We start from the raw sequence: 18534 nt of genomic DNA on the forward strand, positions 1-18534 counted from the left end.
GGTCGGGCCGGACGTGGTGGTCGCGGGCGCCCGGTCCCCCGACAGCACGCTCGGTCCGCTGTTGAGCACCTCGACCCGCAGCGCGTGCTCCGCGTATCTCACGGTCACCTCGGCCTTCACCCCGTCCCCGTGTTTGAGTGCGTTGGTCAGCGCCTCCTGGATGATCCGGTAGGCGGTGACGTCGATCCCGGCGGGCAGCGGTCGCGGCTCGCCGGATATCCGGACCTCGACCGGCAGCCCGGCGAAGGCGATGCGGTCGACGAGCGGACTGAGCCGGCTCAGGCTCGGCTGCGGCGAAAGCTCCGCCTCCGGCGCGCCGCTGCCGTAGGGCTCGTCCTTGCCGTCCTGGGCGGGGGCGAGCAGGCCGAGCAGGTGCCGCAGCTCGGTCATCGTCGTGCGCCCGGCCTTCTCGACGGCGGTCATCGCGGCCGCCGCCTCCCGCGGCATGGTCTCCAAAACCTCACGGGCCGCACCTGCCTGGACCACCATCAAGCTCACGTTGTGACTGACTATGTCGTGCAGCTCGGCCGCTATCCGGGCCCGTTCGGCGTCCACGGCCGTGCGGGCCGCCGTCTCCCGCTCCCGCTCCAGCAGCCAGCCGCGCTCCTCGATCGCCGCACGGTGCGCGCGCCGGGCGCGTACGAGTGCGACGGCCAGCCCGCACGCGACGAGCACCGCACCGCCCGCCACGGCGCACACCGCCCCCAACAGCCAGCCTTCCCCCGCCATTTCCCTCACAGTCCCCTCGTCCAAGATCACCTGCTCCGCAAGCTTCGCAGGCCTCCCGCGTAGTCCGCATCACTCCCCCGGGTCTGCCCGCATACATCCCCAGGATGACCCGGTCCTTTTTCTACATCCCCGGGGCGACGCACGGCGGCCCGGCCGCCTTCTAAGTTCGTGCCATGACGACTCATCACCGCGCTGCAGGTCAGACCGTTGTCCGCCTGAACCGCGTACACAAGGAGTACGGCGACGCGAAGGCGCTCGACGGACTCTCGCTGGAGATCCGCAAGGGCGAGGCCGTCGCCGTGATGGGGCCGTCCGGTTGCGGGAAGTCCACGCTCCTCAACATGGTGGCCGGTCTGGACCGGCCGACCGCGGGCACCGTCGAAGTGCACGGCCAGGACCTCGGGAAGCTGAACGAGACCGGCCTCGCGCTGTACCGGCGCCGCGACGTCGGCATGATCTTCCAGTTCTTCAACCTCATCGACGACCTGCCCGCGCTCGACAACGTCGCGCTCGCCGCCCAGCTCACCGGCGCACCGGCCCGCCAGGCCCGCCGCCGCGCACTCGAACTGCTCGACGAGCTCGGCGTCGCCGACCGCCGCAACAACTACCCGACGACCCTCAGCGGCGGTGAGCGCCAACGCGTGGGCGTGGCACGCGCCCTGATGAACCGTCCGGCACTGCTGCTGGCGGACGAACCCACCGGCGCCCTCGACAGCCGCTCGGGCGAGCAGGTCATGGACCTCCTGATCGACCTCAACCAGATAGGTCAGACCTTGCTGATCGTCACCCACGACCCGCACCTCGCGACCCGCTGCGCCGGCCGCCTCGTGGAGATGGCGGACGGCCGCGTCGCCCGCGAACGCGCCCTGGACGACGCCGTCGTCACCGCCGGCACCGCACCACGTGCCGCCGGCACCACCGCGGCCGGCACCACCGCGGCCGGCACCGCGAGCGCGCCGGAGCGTTCCGCGTGAGCGCCGTGTGGCGGGCCGCCCGCGCCGCCGTCGGCCGCCGCAAGGTCCAGACGTTCGTCATCGCTCTCGTCGTCCTGTGCTCCACCACGACCGTCCTTCTCGCGCTCGGCCTGCTCGCCGCCGCCTCGGGACCCTTCGACAAGGCGTACGCGACACACCGCGGCGCGCACACCGTGGCCACCTACGACACCGCCAAGGTCTCCGACGCCCAGCTCGCGCGCACCGCGCACCGCCCGGGGGTGGCGGCCGCCGCCGGACCGTTCCACCAGGCGGTCGTCGACGTCCCCGGGGACTGGCTCTGGATGCCGCCCGGGCCCCTCACCGTGGTGGGCCGGGCCGACCCCGCGGGCCCGGTGGACCGCGTCGAAGTGCTGCTGGGCCGCTGGGCCCGGGCGCCCGGTGAGATCGTCGTCAACTGGGCGATCGACGGGACTCCGTACGCGGATCTGCTCGGCACGCGCCTGGAGGTGCCCGGATACCCCGAGCTCACCGTCGTCGGGTTCGCGACGAGCATGAGCAAGTCGGCTTCCGCCTGGGTGACGCCCGAGCAGGTCGCCGCGCTGCGCCCGGCCTCCGCGCAAATGCTGTACCGCTTCACCGCCCCGGCGACGGGCGCGCAGCTGCGCGACTCGCTCGCCGCGGCCACGGCCGAGCTGCCCCCGGACTCGAGGGTGGCCGCGCAGAACTACCTCACGCTCAAGAAGGCCTTCTCCTCCCGGGCCGACGCCTACCTGCCCTTCATGTCGATCTTCGGCGTCCTCGGCCTGCTCGTCTCCACCCTGATCGTCGGGAACGTGGTCAGCGGCGCCGTCGTCTCCGGTCGCCGGCACATCGGCGTGCTCAAGGCCATCGGTTTCACCCCGAACCAGGTCGTCGCCGTCTACCTGACGATGGTCTCGGCCCCCGCCGTGGTGGGCTGCCTGCTCGGCACCCTGCTCGGCAACGCGCTGGCCGGGCCCATCTTGCAGATCGCCTTCTCCGGCGTCGAAACGGGCCTGGTGGGCGTGGGCTCCGTCCCGCGCTGGCTCAGCGCCGCCTGCCTGGCGGGCATGCCGGCCCTCGTCCTGCTGACCGCGCTGGTCCCGGCCTTGCGGGCGCACCGGCTACCCGCCGCGGAAGCGATCAGCGCCGGTGGTGCTCCGCGCACCGGACGCGGACTGCGCGTCCAGCGCGCCTTGGCCTCCTCCCGCTTGCCGCGTCCGGTCAGCCTTGGCCTCGGCCACCCGTTCGCCCGGCCCGGCCGCGCCCTCATGACCATGGCGGCCATCGTCCTCGGTGTCACCACGGCGACCCTGGCGACCGGTCTGACCAGCACGATGGTCGCGTACGCGGGAACCGGGCAGGGCTCCGGCGGCCGGGTGGTCAACATCCAGGTCGCCGGTCCCGGAGACCGTCAGCCGCAGCCGCAGCCGCTGCTGAGCGACGCGCAGATCGAGGAGCGGCTGCGCTCACTGGGGGCACGGGAGATCAAGGGCCGCGGGCTGACGCAGGTCAGGCTGGTCGGGTACACGCAGCCCGCTTTCGGCAGCTTCTACCGGGGGAGCCTGTCCCCGGCCGAGGCCCCGTTCGTGGAGGGCCGGCCGCCCCGCGGACCCGGTGAGATCGCGGCCGGTCCCGCCTTCCTCACCGAACGCGGTCTCGCGGTGGGCGACGAGGTCACCCTGGAGGCGGGCGGCAGGCGGACGGCCGCGACCATCGTCGGCGAGCTCATCGACAGCGACGCCCGTTCGCTGGAGTCCACTTGGGAGACCTTGGAGCAGCTGGCCCCGGGCACGCGTGCCGTCGACTACTCGGTCCGGCTCGCCCCCGGGACGGACGCCGACGCCTACGCGGACGCCGTCAACGCGGCCGACCCGGGCCTGCGCGCGGAAGTGGCGGACTCGGTCAACGCCGCCACCACCACGGTCGTCGGCTTCTCCTCGGTGTTCACGGTGCTGCTGACGCTCGTCGCCTCGCTCGGCGTCTTCAACACGGTGCTCCTCAACACCCGTGAGCGCCGCCGGGACCTCGGCATGCTCAAGTCGATCGGCATGACACCGCGCCAGGTGGTGGCCATGACCGTGACCTCCGTGACCGGTCTCGGCCTGGTCGGCGGGGTGCTCGGGATCCCCTTCGGGATGCTCGCGCACCGGCTCGTCGTGGACAACGTGGGCATCGTCGCCTTCCCGGAGTCGATGAAGGACGTCTGGCACGCGCCGCAGCTCGCCGCGATGCTGTGCGCGGGGGTGGCGATCGCCGTACTGGGCGCACTGGTCCCGGCCCGCTCGGCGGCCCGGATGACGATCGCCGCCGCCCTGCACACCGAATAGGCCGCCCTGCACGCCGAAGAGGCCGCCCTGCCACACCGAAGAGCGGGCCCGCCTTCCCGGTGGCGCCCGGCTCCGCCACCGCCTAGGCGGTCTCCGCCTCGACGATGCGGCCGTCGCGCAGCTCCACGACCCGGTCCGCGAGCTCCATCAGGGCCGGGTCGTGGGTGGCGACCAGCGCCGTGACGCCCTCGCTGCGCACCACGGCGCGCAGCAGCCGCATGATCTGCCTGCCGGTGTCGGAGTCGAGCTGGCCGGTCGGTTCGTCCGCGATGATCAGGTCGGGTTCGTTCGCGAGGGCGCGGGCGAGGGCGACCCGCTGCTGCTGGCCGCCGGAGAGTTCGCCGGGCCGCTGCTCGGTGTGCTCCGAGAGGCCGACGAGGGCGAGCAGGGTGCGGGCCCGCTCCTCGCGCTGCTTGGCCGGCGTCTTGCGCAGCCTCATCGGGACGCCGACGTTCTCCACGGCGGTCAGGGACGGGATCAGGCCGAAGGACTGGAACACGAAGCCGATCCGGTCGCGGCGCAGCGCCAGCCGGCCTTCCTCGTCCAGGCCGGCCAGGTCGGTGCCGTCGAGGGCGACGCTGCCGCCGGTGGGGGCGTCGAGCCCGCCGACGAGGTTCAGCAGGGTGGTCTTGCCGGATCCGGACCGCCCCTTGAGCGCGGTGAGTTCGCCGCGGCGCACTTCGAAGGACACCCCGCGCAGCGCGTGTACGGCCTGCGGGCCGGTGCCGAAGCTGCGTCGTACGTCGTCCACGACCACCATCGGCGCCGTCGCGCGGCCCGTTGCCGGCTCCTGCTGCTGCGTCATGTCTGCAACTCCCCCTGGAATCCGATCCGGCCACCGGCGGCCGCCGGAAACTTTCTCGTTCTGCGCTCTTGACGTACCCGTATCGTCGATTTGTTCATCCGATGCACCATTCACGCAAGTCCCTTCCACTATCTGTTCGAATCTGGCAGCATCGTCCGCTATCCGGGATCACACGTCCGGTGCGGGGGAGGAACAAGCACATGCTCGGCTTCGTCATGCGCCGGCTGCGCGGGCGATTGCCGCTCGCTGCCGCCGTGTTGCTGACCGTCCTGATCACCACGACGGTCCTTACCGCCCTCTTCGCCTTCACCCGCGGCGTGGGCGAGGCCGGCCTGCGCCAGGCCCTCCAGGGTCCCGGGCACGTGCGCAGCACCGTACTGGTCACCGGCGCTCACGCGGCGGCCGACCGCGCGAAGGACGACGAAGCGGTACGCGGCTTCGCACGCGAGCTGTTCGGCACGCTGCCGGCCGGTTCCGAGAGCGTGGCGCGCAGCCGCTCGTACGGGCTGCCGGGCGCGCACACCACGCCGGGCAAGGACGCCGACCTGACGCTGCTGGCCGCCTTCGCCGAGGAGCGCGTGAAGCTGCTCGCGGGCACGTGGCCGCAGCCCGTCGCGGGACCGGTGTCCGCCCCGGGCAGCCGGGTCCCCGTGGCCGTGCCGAAGGCGGCGCTTGCCCGGCTCGGGCTGGCCGAGGGCGCGCTGCCCGCCGAGGTGCGCCTCGACGACCGGTACGGCGGCTCCCCGCTGACCGTGACGGTGACCGGCGTCTACCAGGCTGCGGACCCCGACGCCCCGTACTGGCGGCTCGATCCGCTCGGTGCCCGCGGGATGCAGGTCGCCGGCTTCGCCACCTACGGCCCGCTGCTGGTGGACGACACCGCCTTCACCGCGGGCGGGCTGACCCAGGACAGCCGGGCCGTGCTCCTCACCCCCGACTTCTCGGCCGTCGACGCCGCCGGGGCCGAGGCGGTACGGGCCCGGGCGGCCGCCGCGACCGAAACCCTGCGGCGCGCCTCCGGTCTCCAGGTGGAAAGCGATCTCCCGGTGCTGTTGGGCGAGTTGCACTCCGGTCTGACGGTCGCCCGCTCCACCCTGCTGGTCGGCGCCCTGCAACTCGCGGTGCTGGCCGGTGCCGCCCTGCTGCTCGTCTCCCACCTGCTGACCGAGCGGCAGGAGGGCGAGCGGGCCCTGCTCACCGCGCGCGGCGCCTCGCGCGGGCGACTCGGCCTGCTCACCGCGGCCCAGTCGCTGCTGCTGGCACTGCCCGCCGCCGTTCTCGCGCCGCTGCTGACCCCACCGCTGCTGCGCCTGCTCGGCGGTTACGGCTCGCTGGCGCACGTCCCCTTCACCGTCTCGTCGAGCCTGGCGCTCTGGCCGCTCGCCGCGGGCTGCGCCCTCGGGTGCGTCGTGCTGACCACCCTGCCCGTCGTCCTGCGCGGGGCCGCGGCCGCGGCCCTGAACCGCACCGGTCGCCGGCAGGCGCTCGTGGCCGGCGCCGCCCGCTCCGGCGCGGACCTGGCCCTGGTGGCGCTGGCCGTGCTCGCCTACCAGCAGCTCGCCCGGTACGGCGACGCGCCCGGTCCCGCCGCCGCGTCCGACGGCCCGTTCGGTGTGGACCCGGTGCTCGTCGCCGCGCCGGCCCTCGCGCTGTGCGCGGGAACCCTGCTGGTCCTGCGGCTGCTGCCGCTCGCGGCGCGCCTCGGCGCGCGGATCGCCTCCCGGGGCCGGGGGCTGGGTCCGGCGCTCGTCGGCTGGCAGCTCGCCCGACGGCCGCGGCGGGCCACCGGACCGGTGCTGCTGCTCGTGCTCGCCGTCTCCAGCGGGGTCCTCGCCCTCGGCCAGCACTCCGCCTGGTCCGGGTCCCAGCGCGACCAGGCCGACTTCGCCACCGCCGGGGGCCTGCTCATATCCGGCAGCGACCTGCCCCCGATGGGCCGGGGCGGCCGGTACGCGGCGCTGCCCGGCGGGGAACGGGTGATGCCGGTGCTCCGCACGAAGCAGGAGCTGCCGGGCGGGCGCACCGGGCAGGTGATGGCGCTGGACACGGCCGCGGTCGCCGAACGGGTCCCGCTGCGGGCCGACTTGCGCGACGGTCGCGGGATGCGGGAGCTGTTCGCCCCGCTGGCGGCCGCACCGGGGTCCCCGGCCGGGGCGGGGATCCCGCTGCCCGGCAACCCGCAGCGCGTCGATCTCGCCGTCACCGTACGGTCCACCGGCGCGGGCGGGCGCCCGAGCCTCGGCCTGCTGCTGCGCGACCGGTTCGGCCTGACCTACCGGCTTCCGACGGTCCAGCTCCGCGACGACGGCGACTCCACCGCGTCCGTGCACCTCGGCTCCCTCGTCGGCGCCCCGCTCGGGTCGGCCTCCGGCCCGCTGAGCGTGGCCGGGCTGGTGTTCTCGTACGACCGGGAGGGCTGGCTCCCCGAGGCCGGTCCGGGCACCGACAAGCCGGCCGAAGCGATGAAGTCGTTCGACGAACTGACCGTACGGAGCCTCTCGGTCGCCCAGACCCCGGACGGTACGGCCGCTCCGCTCGCCGTCACCGCTCCCGCCTGGAAACTCACCGCGCCCGCCCTCAAGGACGGCGCCCCGGCCGCCGAGTTGCTCCCGGGGTCCGAAGCCGGCGCCGCCCCGGCGCTGGCCCGGCTGCGCTACCGCGACGGCTCCGGCGCGAGCGGCGGCGTTCAGGTCAGCCTGGCGCCGGAGCAGTCGCCGGACTCCGAGGTCCCCGCGATCGCGACCCGGGGCTACCTGGCCGCCGTCGGCGGGGCCGTGGGCGATCTGGTGCCCGTCAAGCTGGGCGACACCACCGTAACGGTACGGATCACCTCCGCGATCGGTTCGCTGCCCGTCGCGGGGGACACGGCGATCGCCGTCGACCTGGCTACGGTGAGCCGCGTCCTGGCGGTCGGCGGCCGTGAGCTGCCGGTGCCCGCCGAGTGGTGGCTGCCGGCCGGATCCGCCGACGATCCCGCGCCGGCCCGTGCCGCCGCCGAACTGCGCTCCGGTGCGGGCGCCCAGCAGGTGCGGCTGCGCGAGGACGTGGCCGCGGCGCTGCTCGACGACCCGCTCAGCGCGGGCCCGCAGGGCGCGCTCGCCGCGCTCGCGGTGGCCTGCGCCGCCCTGGCGGCGATCGGCTTCGCGGCGTCCGCCGCGGCGGCCTCGCGCGAGCGGGCCCGGGAGTTCTCGGTCCTGCTGGCCCTGGGGGCGCGCCGCCGGGACCTGGCCCGTACGGCCACGGCCGAGAGCTGCGTGCTCGTCGGCCTGGGCACCGCCGTCGGGCTGGGCCTGGGTGCGGTCATCGTCCATCTCGTGGTGCCGCTGATGGTGCTCACGCCGGCCGCGACCCGGCCGGTGCCGGGCGTGCTGGTGGACCTGCCCACGGTGCGGACCCTGCTGCTGGCCGCCGCCATCGCCGGGGTACCGCTGCTGTCGGCGGTCGTCGGCGGCCTGCGCAACCGCGACACCCTGCAGACAGCCGACCGGCTGCGGCACATGGAGGAGATATGACCGGGCCGGCCGCGACGAACGCCGGGCGGCGCACCCCGGACGGCACCGAGCCTCCCGGGGCGGCCCGGCGCGGGACGCCCGCGCCCGCGCTCGTCCCGCCCGCGCCCTGGGTGCGGACCCGGCTGCGCGCGACCCCTCTCGCCACCCTCCTCGGGGCGGCCCTGGCCTTCGTCGCGGTCCTGCTCGCCGCCGCCCTGCCGCGCGCCGAGGACCGGGGCGCCGACCAGGCGCTGCGATCCTTCCTCGAAGCCCGCGGGCCGAGCCCGACCAGCCTGTGGGTGACCGCGCCCCTGCGCTACGGTGCCCAGAGTCCCGAGGACCTGGACGAGGTACTCGCCACCCTGGTCTCCGGTACCGGTCCGCGTGTGCGTGTCGCTCCCGGCGGCCCCGTCAACGGCTCCTCTGCGGACCCCCGTCCGCTCTCCAACCCCGGCCTGCCGGCCCCCGATGGCGTCCCTGCACGTCTCTCCCTCTACCACCTGCGCGAGGCCGCCGGCCACACCACGTTGGTGGAGGGGCGCTGGCCCGGCGCCCCCGCGCCCGGCGGACCGGTCCCGGTCGCGCTCTCGCAGAGCGCGGCGAGGACCCTCGGTGTCCGGCTCGGGATGGTGCTGGAGTCCCCGGAGGGCCCGTCCGGGCCGGTCAAGGCCGAGGTGGTGGGGCTCTACACCGCGAACGACGACGACGTCTACTGGACCGATCTCAACTGCCTGACCCATGCCTGCCTCTCCCCCACACCGACCCGCCCGCCGTTGCAGTTCTGGCAGACGGGAGCCCTCATCGGCCCGGAGGCACTGGACCGGCTCGGCGAATGGGGCGAGGGCAAGGCCCGGGACTTCTGGCGGATCCCGGTCGACACCGGGAACCTGCGCGCCGACCAGCTGCCCGCCACGGCCAAGGAGCTCGCGTCCTACGTGGCCGGCCCGACCGCGGCGCGCCTGCGCAAGGACACCCACCGGTCCGAGCTGGAGATCACCTCTCGCCTCCCCGACCTGTTCACGCAGGCCCAGGCCCGGCGGCAGGCGTCGGCGCCACTCGCCGCGATGGGCCCGGCCGGGGTGGCCGGGGTCGCGTTCGTCGTGTTCTGCCTGGCGGCCGCGCTCACCGGTGACCGGAGGGAGACGGAGCTGAGGCTGCTGCTGGCGCGCGGCGGCTCCCGCTCCGGCATCGTGCGCCGGCTGCTCGCGGAGAGCGCCGTCACGGTCCTGCCGGCGGCCGCCCTCGCGACGGCCCTCGCCGTGGTCCTGCTGCCCACCCCACGCCTGACGGGGACCCTGCTCGCCGCCACGGCCGCCACCCTCGTAACGCTCCTGGCCTTCCCCGTACGGGCAGCCGTGCTGCTGTCGCCGCCGCGCGGGCCCAGCCCCCGGCGGCGTCTGGTCGCCGAGCTGCTCGTGCTCGCCGCCACCGCGGCCGCCGTCTTCGAGGTCCGCTCGCGCGGGATCTCCCCGGCCGGCGACGGGGTGGACCCCCTGCTGGTCGCCGCGCCGCTGCTGCTGGCGCTCTGCGGCGGCCTCCTGCTGGCCCGGGTCCAGCCGGCCCTGGTCGGAGCGCTGGCCCGGGCGGCCGGGCGGGGCCCGGGGCTGATCGGCTTCCTCGGGCTGGCGCGCGCCGCGCGGGGCACCGGCGGCACGTCACGCCCGTCCGTCCTGCCGCTGGTGGCGCTGCTGCTCGCGGTCACCACCGGCGGTTTCGGCGCCACCGTGCTGACCGCGGTGAAGGACGTACGGATCTCGGTGGTCCGTCAGGCGGTGGGCGGCGACGCGCAGATCACGGCGCCCCGCGGCACGCTCCCGGACGCCCTGACGAAGGCCGCCGCCGACCTGCCGGGCGCGCGGTCGGCGGTGAACGTCTGGACCGAGGACACCGCCCTCCTCGTCGGCACCGAGCGGGGCACCACCCAGGTCTCGGTCGTGGTCGCGGACCCGGTGGCCTACGCGGAGCTGTCCCGGGCCGTCGGACGCGGCACCTTCGATCCGGCCCTGCTCGCGGGCGGCGCCCCGGCGCCCTCGGGCACCGCGGCCGCCCCCGTGCCGGCGCTCGTCAGCGGGGACCTCGCCGCCCAGGACGTCGACTCCTTCCTGCTGCGCATGGACGCCGGCGACCTCCAGGTGAAGGTCGCCGGCGTGGTCGACGGCACGCCCGCCCGGCCGGGCGCCAAGTCCACCACCGTGGTGCTGCCGGCCGGGCCGGTCACGGCAGCCCTGCCCGAGCTGGGCCTTCCCGACCGCTGGTACGCGCTGGGCCCGCTCGACCAGCACCGGCTGGAGGAGCTCGTGCGTGCCTCGGACCCCGGGGCGCCGGCCGAGCTCTACCGTGTCCGCACCAGTTCCGCCGAGGCCGCCGAGCTGGGCTCCGACCCGCTCCAGCGCTCGGCCGAGCGGCTGTTCTGGGCGGCCCTGGCCGGTGCGGCCGGCTTCGCGGTCCTGGCCGTCCTGCTGACCTTGGTCCGGGCGGCCCCCGACCGCGCGGCCCTGCTCGCACGGCTGCGCACGATGGGCCTGCGCCCCCGGCAGGCGGTGCTGCTGATCCTCACCGAGTCGGTGCCCCTGGCCCTGGCCGCCGCCCTCGGCGGAGCCCTGGCGGCGGCGGGCGCCGTCGCCCTGCTGGGTCCGGCCGTGGACCTGTCCACGCTGGTCGGAGCCAAGGTGCCGACCGGCATACGTCTCCTCGCGCGGCCCGTACTGCTCCAGGCGCTGGGCCTCGCGGTCCTGGTCGCGGGCGCCGTGCTCGCGGAGGCGGCGGTATCCGGCAGGCGACAGATCACTACCGAGTTGAGAGCGGGAGACCAGCGGTGAACCGAGCGGCCCACAGCGACCAGCCCACCTTCGAGGAGCTGCGGCAGCAGGCCCTGACCGCCGCCGAACCCCGCCGCCACGGCGCGGACACGGCCATCGCCTGCGACCGCCTGGTGCGGATCTTCAGCACGGACGGCGTCGAGGTGCAGGCCCTGCAGGGTCTGGAACTGACCGTGGCCCAGGGCGACCTGATGGCCCTGGTCGGCGCCTCCGGCAGTGGCAAGTCCACCCTGCTGAACATCCTGGCCGGCCTGGACGTGCCGACGGCCGGCACCGCCAGCGTCGGCGGCTACGACCTGCTGGAGATGTCCGCGCGCGACCGGCTGCGCTACCGCCGTGAGGCGGTCGGCTTCGTCTGGCAGCAGACGGCCCGCAACCTGCTCCCCTTCCTGACGGCGGCGCAGAACATCGCCCTGCCGATGCAGCTGAAGGGCGGCGGGCGCGGAGCCGCCAGACGGCACGCGGCCCGGACCGGGGAGCTCCTCGAAGCCCTGGAGATCGGCGACTTGGCCGGGCGGCGCCCCGCCGAACTCTCCGGCGGCCAGCAGCAGCGGGTGGCCATCGCCGTGGCGATGGCCAACGACCCGTCGGTGCTGCTGGCCGACGAACCGACCGGCGAGCTGGACTCCGAGACGGGGGCCGCGATCTTCGAGGCCTTCCGCACCGTCAACCGGGAACTGGGCGCCACCGTGGTCATCGTGACCCACGACCCGCTCGTCGCGGGCGAGGTCCGCCGCACCGTGGCCATGCGCGACGGGCGTACGAGCAGCGAGGTGCTGCGCCGCACGGTCACCGACGAGGACGGCGGCGAGTCGGTGAGCGAGCGCGAGTACGTGATGCTCGACCGCACCGGCCGGGTGCAGCTGCCGCAGAAGTTCTTGGAGGCCCTGGGCATGGAACACCGGGTGGCCGTGGACCTGGCCCCCGACCACATCGAGCTGCGCCCCGACGACGCGTCCGCGGCGGCGCCGGAGGAGGGGTCGCGGCGATGACCGAGGCATGGGTGACCGGGCTGGTCAACAGCATTTTGTACAAGGTGATGTATCACAGTGACTGTTCGGATCTCGACGACGGTCTGGCCCGGCGCTGCGCGCACGCGATGCGGGTGGAGCCGATCAGCCGGGAGCCGCTGCACCGCCAGGCGGCGGGCCTGCGTGCGGCGGTCGCCTCCGACGAGGTGCTCGCGTCGACGTTCGAGCCGTATCCGGGACAGCGCCCGTTCCGCGAGGCCGAGTTCCGCGACTTCCTGACGCGCATCGCGGACGAACTCGACCTGGTCCCCGTCCCGGACGGATCCGCCGTGACCCGCCTCCCGGACGGACCCGGCGCGAAGCGCCCGAGGGGCCTGCGCGCGTTCCTGCGCCGCCCCCGCTGAACCCGGCGCCGGGCGCGTGCTCCGGGCCGCGCGGCGCGCCGACCGGTGAACCTCCTGGCGCGCGTCACTTCCGTGGCCCGGGTGTCGTTAGGGCCTCGGGGTTGACTCGGGGGTCGAAGGGATGACGGAATGCGGCAGTTTCCTCTGGAGATGCACCACATGGCACCCGGCCGGGTCGTCGAGTGGCGGTTGCGGTCCACGGCGGCGGAAGCCGGTGCTTCGGACGGCACGGCGGACAGGAGGGCTTCCTTCAACCAGGACAAGCACTTCACCGTCGCCGAGGAGAGCCGCGCGGCCGACGACCCCACGGCGTCGTGGATCGCGGTCACCTTCGAGGTGACGGGCACGCTGGACGAGGACGCCCTGACCGGGTCGCTGCTGGCGTTCGTGGGCCGGCACGAAGTGCTGCGCTGCGAATTCCGGCGGCTGGCGGGCGAGTTGGCGTGTGCGCCGATCCCCACCGAGGAACTGGCGCTGGACACCGTACCGGTGGCGGCCTTCGAACGGACCGAGGAGCTCACCTGCTTCCTCGTCGAGCGGTTCAAGCGGAGCATCGACACCTTGTCCTGGCCCCTGTTCACGATGGGCGCCGTGCTCCGCGAGGACTCGGCGACGGTCTACCTCGCCTTCGACCACATCGTCTGCGACGGCATGTCGATGCCGATCGTCGTCCAGGAGGTACAGAGCGGTTACGAGGCCCTGTGCCGCGGCGAGCGGCCCGACCGGGCTCCCGCGCCGAGCTACCTCGATTTCGCGGAGGAGCAGCGCCGCCGCTACCTGTCCATCGACGTCGGTGACGAACGCCTCGGCTACTGGAAGGAGTTCATCGCGCGCGGTGGTGGCGAGTTCTTCCCGCGCTTCCCGCTCGAACTGGGCGTCGAACCCGGCCGGATGTACTCCATCGTCAACGAGGCCTCCGCGCTGCTGGACGCCGCCGAGGCCGAGGTCTTCGAGAAGGCGTGCCTCGCAGTCGACGGCAAGCCGTTCATGGGTGTGCTCGCCGCCGTGGCCGTCTGCCTGCGCGAGGCGGGCGGGCCGGGCGTGTACAGGGGGTTCATGCCGGTGAGCGAGCGCGGCCGCGCCACGTGGACGAACTCCGTGGGCTGGTTCGTCAACACCATGCCCATCGAGTTCGACGCCTCGCCCGGACGGGACTTCGAGCAGGTCATGGCCTCCGCGCGGGCCGGCTTCGCCGAGATGATCGGCCATGTCGACGTGCCCTTCGTCCGTGCCTGGGAGCTCCTCGCGCCCCGCGAGTTCGCCGCCCGCTCCTGGCCGTACCCGGTGAACTTCTTCTCTTACATCGACATGCGCAAGTGCCCGGGCGCCGAGCGGCACGAGGACTGGCGGCCGACCTCGCACGTGTGGTCGGCGCAGGCCAACGGCGCCTGCTCCTGGTTCCAGCGGGACGCGGACGGGCTGCACATGAACTCGATCTACTCGGACACCCCGGCCGCCCGCCGGACCATGGACGGATTCCTGGAGGCACTGCGCGAGACGGTCCGGGAGATCGCCCGCCACGGCTCCTTCCGCCGGCCCATCGCGCTGACCCCGCCGCGCAGGCCCGTCGCGCGGACACCGCTCGACGTGGCGGAGTTCGCGCGCCGCCCCTGAGCTCCGGGGACCCGGCCGACGGTCGGCCGTCAGTCGGCCACGCGGGCCGCGCGCTCGTGCAGCAGGGCCTGCTCGCGGGCGTTGCGGGTGAGCGAGGCCGCGCGTTCGAACTCCGTGCGTGCCTCCGCCGGGCGGCCGAGGCGTTCCAGCAGGTCACCCCGTACGCTCGGCAGCAAGTGGTAGGCGTGCAGGGTCCCTTCCGCGGCCAGGGCGTCCACCAGGGGGAGCGCCGCCGCCGGGCCCTCGGCCATGGAGACGGCGACGGCACGGTTGAGCTCGATCACCGGTGACGGCACCAGCAGGACCAGGCGTCCGTAGAGGGCGGCGATCATCGCCCAGTCGGTGTCCTCGTAGCGGACCGCGACGGCGTGAGCGCCGGCGATGGCGGCCTGGAGGGAGTAGGGGCCGGTGCCCGCGCGGTGCAGGGCCTCGACCCCGCGCCGGATCAGCATGCGGTTCCACTTGGACCGGTTCTGGTCGGCGATCAGCACCGGCTCGCCGCCCGGACCGGTGCGGGAGGCGATGCGGGAGGCCTGGAACTCCAGGAGCGCCGCCAGCCCGTGCACCTCGGGTTCCCCGGGCATCAGGGCGGCCAGGACGCGGGCGAGGCGCAGGGCGTCCTCGCACAGGGCGGGGCGGACGAGGTCGTCGCCGGCGGTCGCCGAGTAACCCTCGTTGAAGACGAGGTAGATGACCTCCAGCACGGAGGTGAGGCGCTCCTCGCGGTCGGCGCCGTAGGGGACCTCGAAGGGCACGCCCGCCTTCGCGAGCGATCGTTTGGCCCGGACGATCCGCTGGGCGACCGCCGTCTCGGAGGAGAGGAAGGCGCGGGCGATCTCCTGGGTCGTCAGACCGCCCATGAGGCGCAGGGTGAGCGCGATCCGGGCGTCCGTGGCGAGGACCGGGTGGCAGGCGGTGAAGATCAGCCGCAGCAGGTCGTCGTCGATGCCCTCCGGGTCCACCAGCTCGGCCGGACCGGCGGGCGGTGGCGCGTCCTCCAGGGTGCGGCCGACCTCCGCGAGCTTGCGCGCGTAGGTCTCCTTGCGGCGGACGAGGTCGACGGCCCGGTGTTTGGCGGTGGCCGTCAGCCAGGCACCCGGCCGGTCCGGGACACCCGTCGCCGGCCACTGTTCCAGCGCCGCGACCAGCGCGTCCTGTGCGATCTCCTCGGCGATGCCGACGTCGCGCACGATCCGGGCGACGGTCGCGATGATCCGCGCCGACTCGATCCTGAACACCGCTTCGACCGCTCGGGTCGCATCCACTGCCGTCACGGCCACCCATCAGAGCAGCCGTGACGAGGCAGGGCAAACGGGGTCGCGGGGCCGCCGGTCAGCTTTCGGCGATCTGGCGGAGCTCGGCGCCGACCGTCCAGTGCTCGGGGTGGATCTCCAGGAAGCGCTTGGTCCACTCCAGCGCCTCGTCCTTGTCCTTGCACTGCATGAGGGCGTAGCCGCCGACGACCTCCTTGGTCTCCGTGAAGGGGCCGTCGGTGTAGCTGAGCTTGCCGCCGGACCAGGTGACCCTGGTCCCCTCGGACGTGGGGAGCAGGCCCGCGGTGTCCAGCATGACCCCGGCCTTGGTGATCTCCTCCATCAGGGCTCCCATGCGCTCTTCGAAGCCGGCGGGGAAGGCGGTGTCGGGGGTGAGGCTCTGCTCGTCGATACGGATCATCGAAAGGAAGCGCGGCATTGGTGACTCCTCGGTCGGGGAGGGCGGTGGGGAGGGTTTCCCCTTGCCTCTCACCCCTGCGTCGAACGGGAGACGCCCGGATCGACAGCCCCCGGGAAATTCTTCAAAGAATCCTCGGAAGCCGCCACCGGAAACCTCGGGGGGCGGCCCCACCACCTGCTACTCACGAGTAGGATCGCCGGGCCCAGGCCCCTCCGAGAGGATCCTCCCGATGCCGCGCACCCCTTCCTCGCCCCTGCTGCTCGCCGGTCTGCTGGCCGGTGCGGCGGTGGCGCACGCGGTCGCCCCCAAACAGTTCGACGCGACCGTGCCGCGCTCGCTGCCCGGCAGCCCGCGCCAGTGGACGTACGCCAGCGGCGTGGCGGAGCTCGCCCTCGCCGCCGGGGTCGCCCACCCCCGCACCCGCCGGGTCGCGGCGCTGGCGACGGCGGCGTTCTTCGTCGGCGTCTTCCCCGCGAACGTCAAGATGGCCTACGACGCCCGCCACCGCTCCCCCGCCCTACGGGCCGTGGCGGTCGGCCGGCTGCCGCTCCAGGTCCCGCTGGTGCTCTGGGCGCGCAACGTCAGCCGCGGCACGGCGAACTGACGCCCCGCAGCCGACATCCGACGCACCGCCCCCGCAGTCAGCGGCTGTCGCCCGCCCAGTCCCAGTGGCCGGGATCAGCGGCCCGGCGGCGGTAGTGCGCCCGGCCGCCCGCCCCGTAGCGCCCTATCTCCGTCGGGAGCCGCACCTCCTCGGCGAGCTGCGGACCGCTCCAGCCCGTGATGTCGAGCAGAAGCCCGTCGAGGGGGCCGCCGACGAGCTCGCCGTAGGCGTGCCCCGGGAGCGGACCCGGGTCGGGGTCGTCGTGGTCGGCGCCGTAGACCCGGCGCCGGAGCATCCTGTCGTCCATGCCGCCAGCTTCACAGACGGCACTGACAACGCCCTGGCAGGGCGGGACGGACGGGTCCGGGCGGCTGCCCGCTCCCCGGCGGGAGCACCCCGTCGCGGGCGAGCGGCGATGATGGGGGGCCACCTTCCGGATCGCACGGCACACGAAGCGGAGCACCACGCATGGCACGTCGGGTACACCAGCCACTGGAGGACCAGGAGTTCGACTTCATCCTCGGCATGACGGACGGGCCGGTGCTCGCCTACTTCTGCGGGAGCTGGCCGAAGGCCGCCGAGGCCTGCCGTGCGATGGACGCGGTCGTCGCCGAGCTGGCGCCGCAGTACGGTACGCGGCTGACGGCGGTGCGCGTGGACATCACCCGCTGCCCCGGCCAGACCAAGCGGTACGGGGTGACGGGCGCGCCGACCGCCGTCCTCGTCGCGGGCGGCGAGGCGGTGGCGACCCAGGCCGGCCCCATGACGGGAACCGAGCTCCGGGCCTTCCTGGACGCCCACCTCTGATCCCCGCCGGGCTCTGCTCGTCGCGGCGTTGCGCCGTGCGGGCGAAGGCGAGCAATCTGGCCGGAAGTGGCATGGAAAGGATAGGTGCCTGAGGCATGTAATGGATCCCGGCGAAACGGAACCATCGCGTGCGAGGTGCTGTATGTCCGAGAAGACCGTTGCCTTCCCCCAGGACCGGACCTGTCCCTACCACCCGCCGGCGGCCTACGAGCCCCTGCGGGCGGGTCGGCCGCTCTCCCGCGTCACCCTCTTCGACGGCCGCTCCGTGTGGGTGGTCTCCGGGCACGCAGAGGCGCGCGCCCTGCTCTCCGACGGCCGGCTCTCCGCCGATCGCCAGAACGGCTCCTTCCCCACCCCCACCAGGCGGTTCGCGGGGCTCCAGAACCGCCGTACCGCGCTGATCGGCGTCGACGACCCCGTCCACAACACCCAGCGCCGGATGCTGATCCCGAGCTTCTCCCTGGGGCGCACCGCCGCCCTGCGCCCCCGGATCCAGAAGACCGTGGACCGGCTGATCGACGCGATGGTCGCGGCCGGTCCGCGCGCGGAACTCGTCGGCGCCTTCGCCCTGCCGGTGCCGTCGATGGTGATCTGCGCGCTGCTCGGAGTCCCTTACGAGGACCACGAGTTCTTCGAGGACCAGTCGCGGCGCCTGCTGCGCGGGCCGGAGCTCGCCGACGTGGAGGACGCCCGCGACCAGCTGAACGGCTATCTGCGCGAGCTCATCGGACACAAGCGCCGGACCCCCGGCGAGGGACTGCTGGACGAGCTGGTCGCCCGGCGCCTGGAGACCGGTGAGACGGACGTCGAGGAGCTGGTGTCGTTGGCCGCGATCCTGCTGGTCGCGGGGCACGAGACGACGGCCAACATGATCTCGCTCGGCACCTTCACCCTGCTCCGCCATCCCGGGCAGCTGGCCGAGCTGCGCGCCGACCCCTCCTTGATGTCGGCGGCGGTGGAGGAGCTGATGCGGTTCCTGTCGATCGCGGACGGCATGCTGCGGGTGGCGACCGAGGACATCGAGATCGGCGGGGTGACCGTCCGCGCCGACGACGGGGTGATCTTCTCCACCTCCGTCATCAACCGCGACGAGGCCGTCTTCGAGTCGCCCGACACCCTGGACTGGCACCGGCCCTCCCGGCACCATCTGGCCTTCGGCTTCGGCATCCACCAGTGCCTGGGCCAGAACCTGGCCCGCGCCGAGATGGAGATCGCGCTCGGCACCCTCTTCGACCGGCTGCCCGGGCTGCGCCTGGCGGCCGAGCCGGACCTGATCCCCTTCAAGCCCGGGGACACCATCCAGGGCATGGTCGAACTCCCCGTGGCCTGGTGA

At 74.1% G+C, this 18534-nt stretch carries 15 protein-coding genes; 10 read left to right on the plus strand and 5 right to left on the minus strand.

The window, feature by feature from the left end; genetic code table 11:
• Positions 1-729: sensor histidine kinase (locus ACFWBY_RS16305; RefSeq protein WP_385409668.1), on the minus strand; the 729-nt coding region annotated here is incomplete at its 3' end.
• 173 nt (positions 730-902) lie between these two features.
• On the opposite strand from ACFWBY_RS16305, the gene ACFWBY_RS16310 reads away from it, so the two are divergent.
• Positions 903-1703, plus strand: coding sequence for an ABC transporter ATP-binding protein (locus ACFWBY_RS16310; protein ID WP_385335214.1), 801 nt, complete (start codon positions 903-905; stop codon positions 1701-1703).
• The gene (locus ACFWBY_RS16315) at positions 1700-4012 is read left to right on the plus strand and encodes an ABC transporter permease (protein WP_385335212.1); all 2313 of its coding nucleotides are present in this window, start codon (positions 1700-1702) and stop codon (positions 4010-4012) included. The genes ACFWBY_RS16310 and ACFWBY_RS16315 overlap by 4 nt, the downstream gene beginning before the upstream one ends.
• A gap of 82 nt (positions 4013-4094) precedes the next feature.
• On the opposite strand, the gene ACFWBY_RS16320 is transcribed toward ACFWBY_RS16315, so the two are convergent.
• Entirely contained in the window at positions 4095-4817 is a 723-nt protein-coding gene (locus ACFWBY_RS16320; RefSeq protein ID WP_385335210.1) for an ABC transporter ATP-binding protein, read from the minus strand.
• Positions 4818-5017: 200 nt separating this feature from the next.
• On the opposite strand from ACFWBY_RS16320, the gene ACFWBY_RS16325 reads away from it, so the two are divergent.
• The 5 genes from ACFWBY_RS16325 to ACFWBY_RS16345 all read left to right on the plus strand — a co-directional run bounded on the left by ACFWBY_RS16325 (position 5018) and on the right by ACFWBY_RS16345 (position 14116).
• The gene (locus tag ACFWBY_RS16325; protein ID WP_385335208.1) at positions 5018-8329 is read left to right on the plus strand and encodes an FtsX-like permease family protein; all 3312 of its coding nucleotides are present in this window, start codon (positions 5018-5020) and stop codon (positions 8327-8329) included.
• A complete protein-coding gene (locus ACFWBY_RS16330) occupies positions 8326-11127 on the plus strand; it encodes a hypothetical protein (protein WP_385335206.1) in 2802 nt (933 codons plus the stop codon). The genes ACFWBY_RS16325 and ACFWBY_RS16330 overlap by 4 nt, the downstream gene beginning before the upstream one ends.
• On the plus strand, positions 11124-12119 hold the full coding sequence (locus ACFWBY_RS16335) for an ABC transporter ATP-binding protein (protein WP_385335204.1): 996 nt from the start codon (positions 11124-11126) through the stop codon (positions 12117-12119). The genes ACFWBY_RS16330 and ACFWBY_RS16335 overlap by 4 nt, the downstream gene beginning before the upstream one ends.
• Entirely contained in the window at positions 12116-12502 is a 387-nt protein-coding gene (locus tag ACFWBY_RS16340; RefSeq protein ID WP_385335202.1) for a hypothetical protein, read from the plus strand. The genes ACFWBY_RS16335 and ACFWBY_RS16340 overlap by 4 nt, the downstream gene beginning before the upstream one ends.
• Positions 12503-12631: 129 nt before the next feature.
• The gene (locus ACFWBY_RS16345) at positions 12632-14116 is read left to right on the plus strand and encodes a condensation domain-containing protein (RefSeq protein WP_385335200.1); all 1485 of its coding nucleotides are present in this window, start codon (positions 12632-12634) and stop codon (positions 14114-14116) included.
• 29 nt (positions 14117-14145) lie between these two features.
• Here ACFWBY_RS16345 and ACFWBY_RS16350 read toward each other — a convergent pair whose 3' ends face one another.
• Positions 14146-15381 (minus strand): RNA polymerase sigma factor, encoded by a 1236-nt coding sequence (locus ACFWBY_RS16350; protein ID WP_385335312.1) that lies wholly within the window; start codon positions 15379-15381, stop codon positions 14146-14148.
• Between the two features lie 67 nt (positions 15382-15448).
• On the minus strand, positions 15449-15808 hold the full coding sequence (locus tag ACFWBY_RS16355; RefSeq protein WP_385335198.1) for a YciI family protein: 360 nt from the start codon (positions 15806-15808) through the stop codon (positions 15449-15451).
• A gap of 211 nt (positions 15809-16019) precedes the next feature.
• On the opposite strand from ACFWBY_RS16355, the gene ACFWBY_RS16360 reads away from it, so the two are divergent.
• Positions 16020-16394, plus strand: a complete 375-nt coding sequence (locus ACFWBY_RS16360) for a hypothetical protein (protein ID WP_385335196.1) — start codon at positions 16020-16022, stop codon at positions 16392-16394.
• 37 nt (positions 16395-16431) lie between these two features.
• Here ACFWBY_RS16360 and ACFWBY_RS16365 read toward each other — a convergent pair whose 3' ends face one another.
• Entirely contained in the window at positions 16432-16701 is a 270-nt protein-coding gene (locus ACFWBY_RS16365; RefSeq protein WP_385335194.1) for a hypothetical protein, read from the minus strand.
• A gap of 161 nt (positions 16702-16862) precedes the next feature.
• Here ACFWBY_RS16365 and ACFWBY_RS16370 point away from each other — a divergent pair, with 161 nt between their 5' ends.
• A complete protein-coding gene (locus ACFWBY_RS16370) occupies positions 16863-17201 on the plus strand; it encodes a thioredoxin family protein (protein WP_385335192.1) in 339 nt (112 codons plus the stop codon).
• Between the two features lie 142 nt (positions 17202-17343).
• Entirely contained in the window at positions 17344-18534 is a 1191-nt protein-coding gene (locus tag ACFWBY_RS16375) for a cytochrome P450 (RefSeq protein ID WP_385335190.1), read from the plus strand.

This window comes from Streptomyces sp. NPDC060049, from assembly GCF_042736715.1.
Lineage (GTDB): Bacteria > Actinomycetota > Actinomycetes > Streptomycetales > Streptomycetaceae > Streptomyces.